The 15,569-nt window shown below is 54.0% G+C and carries 15 protein-coding genes; all 15 read right to left on the bottom strand.

Annotation, left to right across the window (positions count from 1 at the left end; translation table 11 throughout):
* Nucleotides 1–90: 90 nt before the first annotated feature.
* The 15 genes from ACI2I2_RS18760 to lptE all read right to left on the bottom strand — a co-directional run bounded on the left by ACI2I2_RS18760 (nt 91) and on the right by lptE (nt 15,559).
* The gene (locus tag ACI2I2_RS18760; protein WP_404659252.1) at nt 91–1,449 is read right to left on the bottom strand and encodes an 8-oxoguanine deaminase; all 1,359 of its coding nucleotides are present in this window, start codon (nt 1,447–1,449) and stop codon (nt 91–93) included.
* An 81-nt stretch (nt 1,450–1,530) separates the two neighbouring features.
* Nucleotides 1,531–2,901, bottom strand: a complete 1,371-nt coding sequence (locus ACI2I2_RS18755) for a nucleobase:cation symporter-2 family protein (protein ID WP_404659251.1) — start codon at nt 2,899–2,901, stop codon at nt 1,531–1,533.
* A 241-nt stretch (nt 2,902–3,142) separates the two neighbouring features.
* Entirely contained in the window at nt 3,143–4,108 is a 966-nt protein-coding gene (lipA, locus tag ACI2I2_RS18750) for a lipoyl synthase (RefSeq protein WP_404659250.1), read from the bottom strand.
* A 209-nt stretch (nt 4,109–4,317) separates the two neighbouring features.
* Nucleotides 4,318–5,271, bottom strand: coding sequence for a YbeF family transcriptional regulator (locus tag ACI2I2_RS18745; RefSeq protein ID WP_404659249.1), 954 nt, complete (start codon nt 5,269–5,271; stop codon nt 4,318–4,320).
* 300 nt (nt 5,272–5,571) lie between these two features.
* Nucleotides 5,572–6,213 (bottom strand): lipoyl(octanoyl) transferase LipB, encoded by a 642-nt coding sequence (lipB, locus tag ACI2I2_RS18740; protein WP_404659248.1) that lies wholly within the window; start codon nt 6,211–6,213, stop codon nt 5,572–5,574.
* 89 nt (nt 6,214–6,302) lie between these two features.
* On the bottom strand, nt 6,303–6,566 hold the full coding sequence (gene ybeD / locus ACI2I2_RS18735) for a DUF493 family protein YbeD (protein WP_013367141.1): 264 nt from the start codon (nt 6,564–6,566) through the stop codon (nt 6,303–6,305).
* 107 nt (nt 6,567–6,673) lie between these two features.
* On the bottom strand, nt 6,674–7,873 hold the full coding sequence (gene dacA, locus ACI2I2_RS18730) for a D-alanyl-D-alanine carboxypeptidase DacA (protein ID WP_404659247.1): 1,200 nt from the start codon (nt 7,871–7,873) through the stop codon (nt 6,674–6,676).
* Between the two features lie 139 nt (nt 7,874–8,012).
* Nucleotides 8,013–9,158: an endolytic peptidoglycan transglycosylase RlpA gene (gene rlpA / locus ACI2I2_RS18725; RefSeq protein ID WP_404659281.1), complete on the bottom strand. Its 1,146-nt coding sequence runs from the start codon at nt 9,156–9,158 to the stop codon at nt 8,013–8,015.
* Nucleotides 9,159–9,171: 13 nt separating this feature from the next.
* A complete protein-coding gene (mrdB, locus tag ACI2I2_RS18720) occupies nt 9,172–10,284 on the bottom strand; it encodes a peptidoglycan glycosyltransferase MrdB (protein ID WP_404659246.1) in 1,113 nt (370 codons plus the stop codon).
* Nucleotides 10,285–10,286: 2 nt separating this feature from the next.
* The gene (gene mrdA, locus ACI2I2_RS18715) at nt 10,287–12,188 is read right to left on the bottom strand and encodes a peptidoglycan DD-transpeptidase MrdA (RefSeq protein ID WP_404659245.1); all 1,902 of its coding nucleotides are present in this window, start codon (nt 12,186–12,188) and stop codon (nt 10,287–10,289) included.
* A 27-nt stretch (nt 12,189–12,215) separates the two neighbouring features.
* Nucleotides 12,216–12,683 carry a 23S rRNA (pseudouridine(1915)-N(3))-methyltransferase RlmH gene (gene rlmH, locus ACI2I2_RS18710; protein WP_404659244.1) on the bottom strand — a complete coding sequence of 156 codons (468 nt, stop codon included), beginning with the start codon at nt 12,681–12,683 and terminating at the stop codon, nt 12,216–12,218.
* Between the two features lie 3 nt (nt 12,684–12,686).
* Nucleotides 12,687–13,004, bottom strand: coding sequence for a ribosome silencing factor (gene rsfS, locus ACI2I2_RS18705; protein WP_312624465.1), 318 nt, complete (start codon nt 13,002–13,004; stop codon nt 12,687–12,689).
* A gap of 275 nt (nt 13,005–13,279) precedes the next feature.
* Nucleotides 13,280–13,939 (bottom strand): nicotinate-nucleotide adenylyltransferase, encoded by a 660-nt coding sequence (gene nadD, locus ACI2I2_RS18700; RefSeq protein ID WP_404659243.1) that lies wholly within the window; start codon nt 13,937–13,939, stop codon nt 13,280–13,282.
* 1 nt (nt 13,940) lies between these two features.
* Nucleotides 13,941–14,972, bottom strand: a complete 1,032-nt coding sequence (gene holA / locus ACI2I2_RS18695) for a DNA polymerase III subunit delta (protein ID WP_404659242.1) — start codon at nt 14,970–14,972, stop codon at nt 13,941–13,943.
* A complete protein-coding gene (gene lptE / locus ACI2I2_RS18690) occupies nt 14,972–15,559 on the bottom strand; it encodes an LPS assembly lipoprotein LptE (RefSeq protein ID WP_404659241.1) in 588 nt (195 codons plus the stop codon). Before lptE ends, holA begins: the two co-directional genes overlap by 1 nt.
* Nucleotides 15,560–15,569 lie beyond the last annotated feature (10 nt).

Genomic DNA, 15,569 nt, shown 5'->3' with positions numbered 1-15,569 from the left:
CATCAAGCCAGCCCGTCGTTTTTCTATCGCCGTAGAGTGATTCAGAGAGGCCACAACACACCCCGTTGCGGCCTCTTGTGTTTTTGTCTGTCAGAAAGTTGCAACCAACTGTTTCGCCGCTTGCCGATGCCGGGCAATCAGCGCTTGCGTGTCCAGCCCGTTAATTTCGCCATCGACGACCCGCCATTCTCCTCCAACCATGACTCTGTCAGCACGTTCTGCGCCGCAAAGAATCAATGCCGACAAGGGATCGTGGCTGCCGCTGAAGCGTAATTCATCCAGACGAAACAGGGCGATATCTGCCTGTTTACCCGGACGGATTTCACCGAGATCGTGACGACCCAAAATCTGAGCAGACCCTTGCGTCGCCCAGCGAAGCACTTTCTGTGGCGTTATCTGTTTTGCACCATAGCGCAGGCGTTGCAGGTAAAGTGCCTGGCGGGTTTCAAACATCAGGCTGGAGGCATCGTTTGACGCTGAGCCGTCAACGCCAAGCCCAATAACAGCGCCTGCCGCTTCGAGCTCCAGTGTGGGGCATATTCCTGAAGCCAGGCGCATATTGGAAACAGGGCAGTGACAGATGCCGACGCGGGCTTTCCCCAACCGCCGAATTTCATCGTCGTTAAAATGGATGCCGTGCGCCAGCCAGGTGCGCTCGCTGAGCCAGCCGACTTTCTCCAGATAGTCGACGGTACGCAGGCCAAAGCGTTGTAAGCAAAAGGCCTCTTCATCGAGGGTTTCGGCTAAATGGGTATGCAACCGAACCTCTTCCGTTTCGGCGAGTCTCGCGCTCTCTTGCATGATTTCTTCGGTAACGGAAAAAGGTGAGCAGGGCGCAAGGGCTATCTGAATCCGTGCGCCTTCACCGCGCTGGTGATAGCGACGGATCAAACGCAGACTGTCTTCCAGAATGACTTCACCTGATTGCACCGTGTGTTGAGGAGGCAACCCGCCCTCATTTTCGCCCAGACTCATCGAGCCGCGAGTCAGCATGGCCCGCATCCCCAGCCCGTTCACCACGTCGACCTGGATATCAATCGCGTTCTCCATGCCCTGAGGGAAAAGATAGTGGTGGTCACTGGTGGTGGTACAACCGGACAACAACAGCTCTGCCATGGCAACCTGGCTTGCCAGATGCAGCGCATCGGGGGTGAGTTTGGCCCAGACGGGATAGAGCGTTTTCAACCAGGGGAACAAGGGTTCGTTGACGACCGGTGCCCAGGCGCGTGTCAGCGTCTGGTAGAAGTGATGATGGGTATTAATCAGACCCGGCAGAACCACATGTTCACGGGCGTCAAAGATGCTATCGCAGGGTTTGTCAGGCGTTTCACCTGATGAGAGGACGGCACTGATTTTGCCATCTTCAATGACAATGCCACCCCGGGCATCGATGTCGTCCGGGGTGAAAATCGCCTGCGGGTTTTTGATCCAGATACGGCTAGCGCACATCGCTAACTCCTCTTGTAGGTAAATGAGTGAGTCAGCTCAGTTATGCCCTGTCTGCTGATCCAGGGGCGCGCAGGGCGCGGATTACTTCTCTATAACGGCACCTGTTGCCATCGCCTTGTCGGCACGTTCATCCGGCAAAATCAGATTGAGCAGCATGGCCATCAGCCCACCGCTGGTGATGGCTGACCCAAACAGACTTTTGCAGACGGCCGGTAAATGGCTTAAAAATTCAGGTTCGGCTTCCACACCCAGGCCGATGCCGAATGACACCGCGATAATCAGCATATCGCGGCGTGTGAGCGGTGATTGAGTCATGATTCGAATACCTGCGGCCAGTACACTGCCAAACATCACCAGCGTCGCGCCGCCCAAAACGGGGGCCGGGATCTGCTGCACCACAGCGCCAAAGAGGGGAAATAGCCCCAATACGGCCAGCAAAGCGCCAATCCAGACGCCAACGTGACGACTGGCCACGCCGGTCATCTGAATCACGCCGTTATTCTGTGCAAACGTGGTGCTCGGCAAGGCAGAGAAAACGGCCGCCAGAATACAGCTGACGCCATCCGCAAGAATGCCGCCTTTCAGGCGCGTGACATAGCTATTCCCTTCAATGGGCTGGCGCGATAGCAAACAGTTTGCGGTGAGATCGCCAACCGCCTCCAGAATGCTGATGAGCGAAATCAGGGCCAGCGGCAGAAAGAGGGTGTAATCGAAATCAAAGCCAAAGCGGAAAGGCTGCGGGACGGCAATCCACGGCTGATTGAACGGCTGCCAGCTCAGCTTTCCGCTGAGGGCTGCCGCGAGACACCCGATGGCAATCCCGAGGATCACCGCGCCCAGACGCAGCCAGCGATTGCGAGCGCGGCTAAACAGCACAATCGTGCCCAGCGTCAACAGGCCTAATAGCAGATTGCCGGGAGCGCCGAAATCCTTCACGTTGTGACCGCCGCCCCAGTCCGTGATACTGACTTTTATCAGGCTGATGCCAATCAGGCAGACGACGGTACCGCTGACCAGTGGCGTAATGACGCGGCGCAACTGGCCTAAAAAGCGACTGACGACCACGGGAATAAAGGCGGCAACCAGCGTCAGGCCGAAGATCATCGCCATGATTTGCTCGGGCCCGCCGCCTTTGCTTTTGACGCTAAATCCCGCCGCCAGAATGACACTCAAAAAAGCAAAGCTGGTACCTTGCAAACAAATCATCCCGGCACCGATGCCATAGAAGCGGCGTGCCTGGAGGAATGTGCCGACACCCGAGACAATCAACGACATGCTAATAAGCCAGGGTAAGTAAGCGTTCAGGCCCAGCACGGAGCCGACAATGAGCGGTGGCGTGATGATGCCCACCAGACTTGCCAGTACGTGTTGAAGCGCCGTCAAGAAAGCCGGAAGTGGGGCAGGTTTTTCTTCAAGACCGTAAAGCAGATCGCCAGAATCATTTGCAGACATTGTTGTGCTCCTTCAGTGCGGAATAGCTGAAGCAATGCATGAAACGATCCAGAATTGAGTTGTCGATGTGAAACCGGTGAAATCGTGCAGGCTGCCTGACAGGAAGGGGAGTAAACGGGGTGAACCAAAAGTTTCAGGGTGATTATTCGTGCACCTGAATGGTGCTCGGGAGTTGTTATGGTGCACTAAAATAAAAAGGCCGTCACGCTGCCGCGACGGCCTTTTTTAAAGCATGAAGTCGTTATTTGACTTCCATCCCTTTCGCCTGCAAATCGGCGTGGTAGGAAGAACGAACGAACGGGCCGCACGCCGCATGGGTAAAGCCCATCGCCAGTGCTTCCTCTTTCATCTCTTCAAACTCATCAGGGCTAACATAACGCTGCACCGGCAGGTGATGACGGCTTGGCTGCAGGTACTGGCCCAGCGTCAGCATGGTCACGCCGTGGCGGCGCAGGTCGCGCATGACTTCAATGATTTCAGCATTGGTTTCGCCCAGACCGACCATCAGGCCAGACTTCGTTGGGATATCCGGGTGCGCTTCTTTGAAGCGCTCAAGCAGCTTCAGAGACCAGTTATAGTCGGCACCTGGACGAACCTGACGGTAGATACGCGGCACGTTTTCCAGGTTGTGGTTAAACACGTCTGGCGGCGTCGCGGTGAGGATCTCCAGCGCGCGATCCATACGGCCACGGAAGTCAGGCACCAGCGTTTCGATTTTAATGCTTGGGCTCTTTTCGCGAATGGCAGAAATACAGTCAGCAAAGTGCTGAGCGCCGCCGTCACGAAGGTCATCGCGGTCAACCGAAGTGATAACCACATAGCGCAGGGCCATGTCAGCGATAGTCTGAGCCAGTTTCTGCGGCTCATTGGCATCGGGTGCAACCGGACGGCCGTGTGCCACGTCGCAGAACGGACAGCGACGAGTACAGATAGCGCCCAGGATCATAAAGGTTGCCGTGCCGTGGTTAAAACACTCGGCAAGGTTAGGGCAGGAGGCCTCTTCGCACACGGAGTGCAGGCCGTTTTTGCGCATCGCGGCTTTAATACCCTGAATACGGGTGGAGTCAGCCGGAAGTTTGATTTTCATCCATTCCGGTTTTCTCAGCAGAGCTTCTCGCTCGGTAGCCACGTTTTTAACCGGGATAAGGGCCATTTTATCGGCATCGCGGTACTTAACACCGCGTTCCATCACAATGGGTTTACTCATAGCGTGCGTGTTCCAGTTGCGAGTAACGAAGGAAAGCGTTTCAATTCAAGGGAATGTTGTATTTATCAACTATTTTTGAATCTGATGGCTGGCAGTATACCATCAATAAGAGTGATAAGCAGCCTGCCAGCCCGGCAATTTGTAAACCAGATGTTGCTTTCTGTGCGCTTCGTTCGCATCAACACGGAAAAACGGGGTTCGACGGCGAGTTAAAATACCTGGCGAATGGCGGTAATCACGCTTTGCAATACCGGATCGCGCAGACTGAGCTTGTTGTAATGCAGTGAAAAATCGACAACTTCATCCCGCAATGGCGCAAAATCCACAACCTGCAACGGCCAGCAACGCGAGAACAGCGTAAAGAAGCGCGCAGGCATCAATCCGACCAGATCGCTGTTACCAATCAGCGCCGCTATCGTCACAAGGTTGTAACTGCTGAAGCTGATTTGACGCTCAGGGAACATCTCATGCACGCGCTTACGCAGCTCAGTATGTGCCGCGCCTTCCATCATCAGCAGTGTGTACTCAAACTGGCTCAAGGACGCCTGCGTTTGCGGTGTTTTAAACACCGGATGACCTTCACGGGCAACAAGGACAATACGATCGCTGTACAGCACGTGATGGCTTAAGGCTCTCGTGTCGTGAACATTGCTGTCGATAATTAAGTCAGTCTGAAACTGGCTCAACTGCAGGCCAACATCGGTAACGGGAATATTACGCAACAGCAACTGCGGGAATTGCTCTTTAATCGTCTGATAAATGGCTGGCATGACCACCGCACCCACGCTGGGAGAGGTCCCAATCGTAATTGTGCGCTGCTTGTCGTAGCTGCCAGTGAGATCGAGTGCGCCGAGAATGGATTCCAGGCCCTGACTGATGTATTCGTGCAGGTGAGTGGCATAGGCGGTTGGCGTGACGCCCTGGCCTTTACGGATGAAGAGCGGGTCCGGAAATATGGTGCGCAGTTTCTGAATGGATTGGCTAATAGCTGAAGGAGTGAGATTCAGAATTTTCGCAGCGTTAACGATGCCTTTATGGACATATACGGCCTCAAAAATCGTCAATAAATTGAGGTCGATATTTCGCAGGGTCCTGAAGATTTGCGGCGTATCATTCTCTCTTTGCGGATTTATTCGGCTTTCCGGCTGGTCGTTATATTCCACACTTGTACTCCGTATTCATTCACAATATGAATGATAGTTGAAAATGTTTTTATTGTTATTATGCTTTTGAGAGGCAACTTTATCGCGGAGACAGGATTATTTCACTATTATTAATGAGTTATATCTTGAGCTGCGGAGTCGCCTCGTTTTTTTGTGGCGTGTTAACGTAAAATTTTGTACACGTCATAGTAACTTCTTAGACGGGCGGAGAAAAAATATAGAAAGTTGTGATTAATGTAAAGGAAAACGAGGCAAAAGGGGGGGGACCCGACAAAATATCAGGTCCTGCTGTATAATATATTAAGCTGTAATATATTCATGGGGTGGATTGTTTAGCAGTGCTAAAAAATGCCTGACCAGCACCGGGGCAATATTTACCGTTTTAGCCTCTGTAACCCAATGCTGCATTTGCGTCATTTCCATCCCCGCATAGCCACAAGGGTTAATACGCAGGAAGGGGGATAAGTCCATCGCCACATTCAGCGCGAGACCATGAAACGAGCAGCCTTTACGGATGCGTAACCCCAGTGAGCAAATTTTCTTTTCCCCGACATAAACGCCAGGCGCATCTGCGCGTGGATGTGAATCGATCCCAAATTCGGCCAGCGTATTCACGACGGTTTGTTCCAGTAACGTGACCAGTTCGCGAACACCGAGTTTGCGGCGTTTCAGGTTGAGCAGCACGTACATGACTTGCTGGCCTGGCCCATGGTAGGTCACCTGGCCGCCACGGTCGCTCTGAATGACCGGAATATCACCCGGCACCAGCACGTGTTCCGCTTTGCCCGCCTGCCCTTGCGTGAAGACAGGTTCGTGCTCAACCAGCCAGATTTCATCGGGCGTTGATTCATCACGGTTATCGGTAAAGTCATGCATTGCCTGAGAAACAGGCTCATAAGGTTGGACGCCAAGCTGACGAACCAGCAGGGTATTCAGACTCAAAACGGGAACTCCGCGGAACGGGAAAACATAAGCGGGGAGTATATCACAGAGCAGAAACGGTGTTGCCCGGCGAGCGCCGGGCAGCGGGATCACAGCACCATACGTACGATTTCGATATTGCCTAACTCTTCGTACAACGTTTCGACCTGCTCAATGTGAGTGGCGGTAATGGTGATGGAGACTGAGTGGTAGTTGCCTTTGCTGCTTGGTTTTACTTGCGGGGAGTAATCACCTGGCGCGTGGCGCTGGACCACTTCCACCACCTGATCAACCAGCTCAGGCTTCGCCAAACCCATCACCTTGTAGGTAAATGAAGTAGGGAATTCAAGCAGTTCGTTAAGTTTGGTTTTCATGTCAGCTCCGGTGGTTTAAAAAGACGACTCCCGCGGCGTGCCACGGGAGTCGTTATCATGATGCTTAGTATATGGGGATGGAAATCACACTTTCAAGTGTGTAATTTTTAACCAAACCAGTGGTGGAACATTAATTTAATGTAATCAATCATCTTGCCGAAGAAGTTGCCTTCAGGGATTTCCTGCAGGACAACCAGTGGGCGCTGTTCAATGGTTTTGCCATCGAGCTGGAAGTTGATCGTACCAACCACCTGGTTTTTCTGCAGCGGAGCGTGCAACTCAGCATTGTTCAGAACGTAGCTCGCTTTCAGATCTTTCATGCGACCGCGTGGGATAGTCAGATAAACATCTTTATCCACACCCAGTGAAGCGCGGTCGGTGTCACCGAACCAGGCTGGCTCAGAGGCAAACTCTTTACCGGCTTTGATTGGGTTGACGGTTTCGAAGAAGCGGAAGCCCCAGGTCAGCAGTTTTTTACTTTCGGTTTCACGGCCCTTGTAGGTGCGGCCACCCATGACGGCGGACACCAGACGCATCTGGCCTTCAGTTGCGGAGGCTACGAGGTTGTAACCCGCTTTATCAGTATGGCCGGTTTTGATGCCGTCAACGTTCAGGCTGTTGTCCCACAGCAGACCGTTACGGTTCATCTGACGGATACCGTTGAAGGTAAACTCTTTTTCTTTGTAGATGGTGTATTCGTTCGGCACATCGCGGATCAGCGCCTGACCAATCAGCGCCATATCGCGAGCGGAGCTGTACTGACCATCAGCATCAAGACCGTGTACCGTCTGGAAATGGGTGTTCTGCAGGCCCAGTGCGGTGACGTAGCTGTTCATCAGACCCACGAAAGCGTCCTGGCTGCCCGCAACATAGTCGGCCATGGCCACACAAGCATCGTTACCGGATTGCAGGTTGATACCGCGAATCAGCTGTGAAACGGGAACCTGCATGCCGGGTTTCAGGAACATCAGAGATGAACCTTTGAATACCGGGTTGCCAGTTGCCCAGGCGTCGGTGCCGACGGTGACGAGATCAGACTCTTTGAACTTGCCTGCTTTCATCGCCTGACCGATGACATAGCTGGTCATCATTTTGGTCAGACTGGCCGGGTCACGGCGGGAGTCAGCGTTCTGCTCTGCCAGGACTTTACCTGAGTTGTAGTCGATCAGAATGTAGGATTCCGCGTCAATCTGCGGAACGCCAGGGATCATGGTTTTGATGTTCAGGTCATCAGCGTGGGCGGCTGTGGTCAGTGCCGCAACGGACAGCGCCGTGATAAGTAAACGAGCAGAGAAAGAGGTCTTCATGGTCAGAACAACGACATCCGTGATGGAGTGAAAAAAAGTGCCTAACTATAGCATTTGCTATAAGGTCAGGCATCCTGCATTGCGCGCGACTTTGTTAATGATTTTTACATACTCAGCGCGCCAGGATGCTTATCTGCCTTTAGTTGGCGTGTGTAATAAATGACTGCAGCTGCGCTTCGCTTTGCAAACGTTGTTGCAGAGTACTGGCATCCGCTTTGCTGTTAAACGGCCCTAACTGAATACGCCAGACCGCACCGTTTTGCGTCACCCGACCCGGTACAGCAAACTGCTGGCTGAGGCGCTGTTGATATTGCTGAGCACGAGCCTGATCGCTCACTGCACCCACCTGAACCACATAACTGCCGCTGGCGGTTGTCGCAGTGGCTGCAACAGGCGCAGCGCTTGGAGCAACGCTACCCTGAACAGAACCCGGCGCAGTCACTGGCGTGTTTTGTGTGGCAACAGGCTGTTGAGCAGCAGGTTGCGCGGCTGGCTGAGGTGCCGGTTCGCTACCTTCCAGTACACCGCTGTTCAGCGTTGTCGGTGCACCAAGGAAGCCGCTGCTGTTCACCGGTGCGCCGGTGGCATCTTCCGGCTTCAGCGTATCGTTACTGATTGCGCGAACATCGCCCTGACCAGACTGTGGTTCAGGCGCAGAAGAAACGCTGCCCATGCCGCCGCTCAGATCCGGGCGAGAGGGAAGGGCATAAGTCTGCTTCGCGATAGTGGTACAAGCCGTACCTGGCCCGGACAATGTGCCGTCCTGGGCCACAATAATTGGGTCAATACGGACTTTGGTGTTATTGGACGTATTCAGACGATCGGCTGCGGCGCGGGAAAGTGAAATCACGCGATCGTTGCCATAAGGGCCGCGATCGTTAATACGCACAATCAGCATGCGGCCGTTCGCGAGGTTGGTAATACGTGCGTAGCTTGGCACAGGCAGCGTCGGGTGAGCGGCAGTGAGTTGCATCGGATCAAAAGGCTCACCAGAAGCCGTCAGGTTGCTGCCTGGTTCGGCATCATAAATGGCGGCAAGACCAGCCTGACTGAAGTTCGACGGGTCCTGGACGATTTTGTAATTCTTGCCGTCGCGCTGATAGTCCTGATTGACCGAAGGATTTTGAGGCTCGTAGCGAGGCTCGGCACCGCTGATTTCGACCACCGGGCCATTACAGACCGCCGGCTTCGGTGCGCTGACAGTTTGCTGTGGCACGCCATCATCACTCGAACACGCCGCCAGTAAGCCCGCTGCGATACAGATCCCAAGCCATTGTTTACGCATCATTGCGCACCTCTTATACGCTTTTCGACAACATTTTTCTGTGGGTATGTATCGACATCACGATACCAAACCCGGCCATCAGTACGATGAGAGCGGAGCCCCCATAGCTCACCAGTGGGAGCGGAACGCCTACCACCGGCAAAATCCCACTTACCATACCAATATTTACGAAGACATAAACGAATAAAATCAACATTAAACCGCCAGCCATGACGCGGCCAAAGGTGGTTTGTGCCTGCGCGGCTATCCACAACCCGCGCATAATGAGTAAAACGTACAGCGCGAGCAGAACCAGGAAACCTATCAACCCCAGTTCTTCAGCCAGAACGGCAAAGATAAAGTCAGTATGGCGCTCGGGTAAGAATTCGAGCTGTGACTGAGTGCCGTGCAGCCAGCCTTTGCCGCGCAACCCGCCGGAACCAATGGCAATTTTCGACTGAATGATGTGGTAGCCCGCACCCAGCGGATCGGTTTCCGGATCGAGCAACATCATCACGCGTTGGCGCTGATAATCGTGCATCAGGAAGAACCAGAGTATCGGTATGAAGGCGGCCACCAGTACAACGGCCACGCCAATCAGACGCCAGCTGAGCCCGGAAAGGAACAGCACAAACAGGCCGGAAAGGGCGATAAGAATCGAGGTACCCAGGTCTGGCTGTGCCGCCACCAACAGCGTTGGCAGGAAAATCAGCACCAGGGCAATCGCGGTGTTTTTAAGCGTTGGCGGGCAAACATCACGGTTGATAAAGCGCGCCACCATGAGCGGCACGGCAATCTTGGCTATTTCAGAAGGCTGGAAGCGCACCACGCCCAGGTCAAGCCAGCGCTGTGCGCCTTTAGAAATGGCACCGAAGGCATCTACCGCGACCAACAGCACAATACAGAAGATATAGAGCCAGGGTGCCCAGCCTTCGTACACACGAGGGGGGATCTGCGCCATGACGACCATGATCACCACGCCCATCGCAATCTGGCCGATTTTGCGTTCCATCATGCCAATGTCCTGGCCGCTGGCGCTCCAGATGACCAGCGCACTGTAGGTTAGCAGCGCCAGCAGGATGAGCAGCATGGTGGGGTCAAGATGGATCTTATCCCAGAATGACTTTTTGTTCGGATTATCCGTCATGTTTATTGGTCCTCCGCGGCTGCGGCTGCCGGATTTTCTGCCGGCAGGACGGTGTTGTTATCACCGAGCATAATATGGTCAAGGATCTGGCGCATGATGGTACCGACCGCTGGGCCTGCACCGCCGTTTTCCAGAATAATGGCAACCGCCACTTTCGGGCTGTCATAAGGGGCGAAAGCCGTCATTAATTTATGGTCACGTAAACGTTCGGCAATGCGGTGCGCGTTATAGGTTTCGTTGGCTTTCAGACCAAAGACCTGTGCAGTACCTGATTTAGCCGCAATCTTGTAAGGCGCGCCTGCGAAGTATTTATGTGCCGTGCCGTTTGGACGATTGGCTACGCCGTACATCCCGTCTTTGGCAATTTCCCAGAAGCCGGAGTGAATATCACCCACTGGTGCTTCATGCGGTTGTTCCCACGGGACTTGCTTACCTTCCTCGGTGGTACTCATTAACAGATGAGGGACTTTCACCACACCGTCGTTAATCAGGATCATCAGCGCTTTGCTCATCTGAATGGGCGTCGCTGTCCAGTAACCTTGCCCAATCCCGACGGGAATGGTATCGCCCTGATACCATGGCTTTTTAAAGCGTTTCAGCTTCCATTCACGGGTTGGCATGTTCCCGGAACGCTCTTCAGAAAGGTCGATGCCGGTGTAATGACCGTAGCCAAATTTGCCCATCCATTCGGAAAGTCTGTCGATACCCATGTCGTAAGCGACCTGATAGAAGAAGGTATCGGCGGATTCCTCGAGCGCTTTGGTGACGTTCAGGTGGCCGTGGCCCCATTTTTTCCAGTCGCGATAGCGCTTGTCGGAACCCGGTAACTGCCACCAGCCCGGGTCAAACAGCCCGGTGTTTTTGGTAATCACACCTGCGCTCAGTGCAGAGACAGAAACATAAGGTTTCACTGTGGATGCTGGCGGGTAAACACCTTGAGTGGCTCGGTTAACCAGAGGCGTATTCGGGTCGTTCAGCAAACCGGAATAATCTTTACTGGAGATACCATCCACGAAGAGATTTGGATCGTAGCTTGGCATCGACACCAGCGCCAGAATGCCACCGGAACGCGGATCGGTGACCACCACGGCGGCACGACTGCCTGCCAATAGTGTCTCGATGTACTGCTGAAGCTGCAGGTCCAGCGTCAGGTAGATATCGTGCCCAGCCTGTGGTGGCACTTCCTTCAACTGACGGATCACGCGGCCACGGTTGTTAACTTCAACCTCTTCATAACCGGTTTGACCGTGCAGCACGTCTTCGTAGTAGCGTTCGATGCCGAGCTTACCGATATCGTGCGTCGCGGCATAGTTTGCCAGCTTGCCTTCTTTATCGAGGCGGTCGACGTCTTTATCGTTAATTTTCGAGACGTAACCAATGACGTGCGTCAGCGCGGAACCATAAGGATAGTAGCGGCGTTTATAGCCTTTCACTTCCACGCCCGGGAAACGATACTGATTGACCGCAAACCGTGCGACCTGAACTTCAGTCAGGTTGACCTTGACCGGAATGGACGTGAAACGGTGCGAGCGGGCACGCTCTTTTTTGAAATTGGCGATGTCATCATCGGTAAGGTCGACGACACTGCGCAGATCGTTAAGCGTCTGCTGGAGGTTGTCTACCTTTTCAGGCATCAGTTCAAGCTGGTAAATCGTGCGGTTTAACGCCAGCGGTGTGCCGTTGCGGTCATAGATGATGCCGCGACTTGGCGGAATAGGGACCAGCTTAATGCGGTTTTCGTTAGAGCGGGTTTGATAGTCAGTAAAACGAACAATTTGCAGATTATAGAGATTAACAACCAGCACGCCACTGAGGATTAAAATACCCGTAAAGGCGACTACTGCCCGGCGCACAAAGAGCGCGGACTCAGCCGTATAGTCGCGAAAAGAATTCTGTAATTTCATCCGCTGCTTAATCTACTCTGGTCATCATTACTCGCGGTGGTAAGGGTGGTTGGTGGTAATGCTCCACGCCCGATACAGGCTCTCTGCCACCAGCACTCGCACCAGCGGGTGAGGGAGGGTCAGCGCGGAGAGGGACCAACTTTGTTCTGCGGCGGCTTTACAGGCAGGGGACAACCCCTCCGGGCCACCGATAAGCAGGCTGACATCACGGCCATCCTGCTTCCAGCGCTCAAGCTCAACGGCAAGCTGCGGCGTATCCCAGGGTTTCCCCGGAATATCCAGCGTGACAATGCGATTTTTGCCAGCCGCAGCCAGCATCAGTTCGCCTTCTTTATCCAGAATCCGCTTGATGTCCGCATTCTTACCCCGTTTGCCGGCAGGAATTTCTACCAGCTCAAACGGCATATCTTTGGGGAAGCGGCGCAGGTATTCCGTGAAACCGGTTTGTACCCAGTCAGGCATTTTGGTTCCAACGGCAATGAGCTGCAGCTTCACGCATTAACCCCAGAGTTTTTCCAGTTCATACAGGCGACGACTCTCTTCCTGCATCACGTGAACAATCACATCACCTAAATCGACGACAACCCAATCGGCGACGTTTTCACCTTCAACGCCCAGTGGCAGCATGCCCGCCGCGCGAGATTCCTGAACAACGTGGTCAGCGATGGACATGACATGACGAGTGGATGTGCCGGTGCAGATAATCATGCAGTCGGTGATACTGGATTTACCGTGAACATCGATAGCCACGATGTCCTGGCCTTTAAGATCGTCGATTTTGTCGATAACAAAATCCTGGAGTGCTTTACCCTGCAAGTTTTCCCCCTGGTCAGGTGAAGATTAACAATATGAACAGCCCGTCAGTATACCTGAATCCAGGACGAAGTCGGGACAAATGTCTCCGGCCGGATGGCACCGGCGGGCTATCATCCCATCCAATGACACCGATTGCATCGCCATTTTTGTAAAACAATTTCTGTAAATCAGTATGGTGGGACAAGTCTGGCTGCGGAGAATAGCAGCCTTGCCGGGTGTGTCAATGGTCTGCGGGAAGGATAAGGATGAAAAGAGTTTTTTCGCGGAGTTTGCGTTCAGTCAGCTTCAGAAACGGCCTGATAAAGACCGTGCTGGTGAATATAGGCCAAAACCGCTTCTGGCAACATTTCCGCGCACGATTCCCCTTTTTGCAGGCGCTCACGGATTAGCGTGGCGGAGATATCAAACCAGGGCGTTTCTGCCAGGTAAATTTTGCCAGACGGAGAGTCATGTAAATCATCAGCACGGTGCGTCAGATGGGCATCCAGCCAGTGTTGATGCTGCTCTTCTTTCATCGCCATCGGGTAACCCGGGCGGCGGCAGACCAGCAAATGCGTATTACCCAAAATACTTTGATAGTCGTGCCAGGTCGGAAAATTGATTAACGAGTCCTGGCCGATAATGAACGCCAGCGGCTGAGCAGGGCCTGCTTCTTGCCGCCAGGCTTTCAGCGTTTCAGACGTGTAAGAGGGCGTGTCGCGTTTGAGTTCGCGCTCATCCAGTTCAAACAGCGGTTTATCCGCAATCGCCAGCTGCAGCATTTCTTTGCGCTGGGCACTGGTCGCTTCTGGCTGGGGGCGATGCGGCGGCACGTTGTTCGGCATGATCACCACTTTTGCCAACCCAATCAGGTTGGCGAGGATCTCAACCGGTTTGAGGTGTCCGTAATGCACCGGATCAAAAGTGCCGCCATAAATGGCTTTTAACGCAGTCATATCAACCTTCGAAAAAGACGTCAGGCAGGTTTTTGTGGCACAGCAACAGCGACAGGCCTTCGAGTTCGGCCCACACAGATTGTCCGTAATCCTGCTTGAGGGTCAGTTCTGTGCGAGTCAACAGCGATACGGCGTGGCGAAGTTGCTCAGCACTCAGACGATTCAGTGCTTCAGTAAACAGCGGGCGGCGGTTCTGCCAGACACGGTGTTTATCGAACAGCGTTCTCAGTGGCGTGGACACCGACTGACGTTTCATATTGACCAGCAGTAACAACTCGCGTTGCAACGTGCGAAGCAGGATAACCGGCTCGCTCCCTTCCTGGCGAAGCTGTTGAAGAATGTGCAGAGCGCGTTTGCTTTTGCCGGCCAGCAACGCATCCAGCCAGTGGAAAGGCGTGAAGTGCGCCGCATCATTTACGGCCTGTTCGACGCGCGGCAGCGTCAGTTTTCCGTCTGGCCACAGCAGAGAAAGGCGTTCCAGTGCCTGAGCCAGAGCCAGCAAGTTGCCTTCGTAGCAGTAGCAGAGCAACTGGCTTGCCGCTTCGTCGAGCTGCAGGTTGTGTTGCTTCGCGCGAGCCGCCAACCAGCGTGGCAACTGAGCTTGCTCTGGGGTCTGGCAGGAAACCTGCACGGCTCTTTCTGAAAGCGCGCTGCACCATGCGGCGTTTTCCTGTGCTTTAGTCAGCTTGTTTCCGCGAACAATCAGCAGCAGATCGTCGTGCAGCATGCCCGTCAATCCGGCAAGTTGTTCATTGATGGCGGCGTTTGGGCCGTTTTCAGGCAGCAGTAGCATCAGCGTTTGGCGGCTGGCAAACAGGCTTCTTTCCTGGCTGAGCGCGAACAGGGCATTCCAGTCGGTGCTGGCGTCAATCGAGACGGTGTGGTGTTCATCAAAACCTTGAGCCATCGCAGCGGTGCGAATGGCATCCTGGCTTTCCTGAAGCAGAAGAGGGTCGTTACCGAGGAGTAAATACGCCGCGCGCAGCCCTTCAGAGAGCTGCGCGCGGAGTTGTTCTGGGTACAGCCGAATCATCAGTTACCCAGAGTAGTAGAGGTGCGAGTCGTTGCCGGTGCAGCGGGGGTGTCCGCCGCAGGCTGCTCTTCCTCTTTGGTGGCTTCAGTATCCGCCACTTTCACGCTTGGCAGCTTGCGAATCAGCTGTTGAGCGGCTTTGTCGTACATTTCCTGAATGATGATGTCCTGCTCGGAATCTTTCGCCAGCGCCTTCTGCGGGTTATCGAAGAAGGAACGATAAACCTTGGTGCTGATTGGATAGATGTCGTGACCTGGAATCAAAATGCTCGCCGTCACGGTCATCACCATCTGGTATTCCGCCGTTCTGCCGTCCTGGAATACCGACGCGGTGTCTTTACCGATGCTCGCACCGCCCAGACGCAGGGACGGAATGTCCTGGCGAATGGAACTGCCATCCACAATCTCGATCCCATTAAGGCGCATCTGGTTACGAACAGAACGGCTCAGTGGGCCATTCGGATCGCTTGAGATGAAAATCATCTGTTTCATGTTGGCAGGAACCTGCGTGGAGCTCTGCAGGTGCCAGCCACAACCTGCGGTGACAAGCACCGCAAGAGATACCAATAACGTTGTCAGAAATCGCACGCTTCCTCCC

Origin of the sequence: Scandinavium sp. NPDC088450, from assembly GCF_044900545.1 — a bacterium.
In the GTDB taxonomy this organism is placed as follows: domain Bacteria; phylum Pseudomonadota; class Gammaproteobacteria; order Enterobacterales; family Enterobacteriaceae; genus Scandinavium.
Note: the sequence above shows the minus strand (reverse complement) of the source record. Positions and strands in the feature narration are given on the sequence as shown.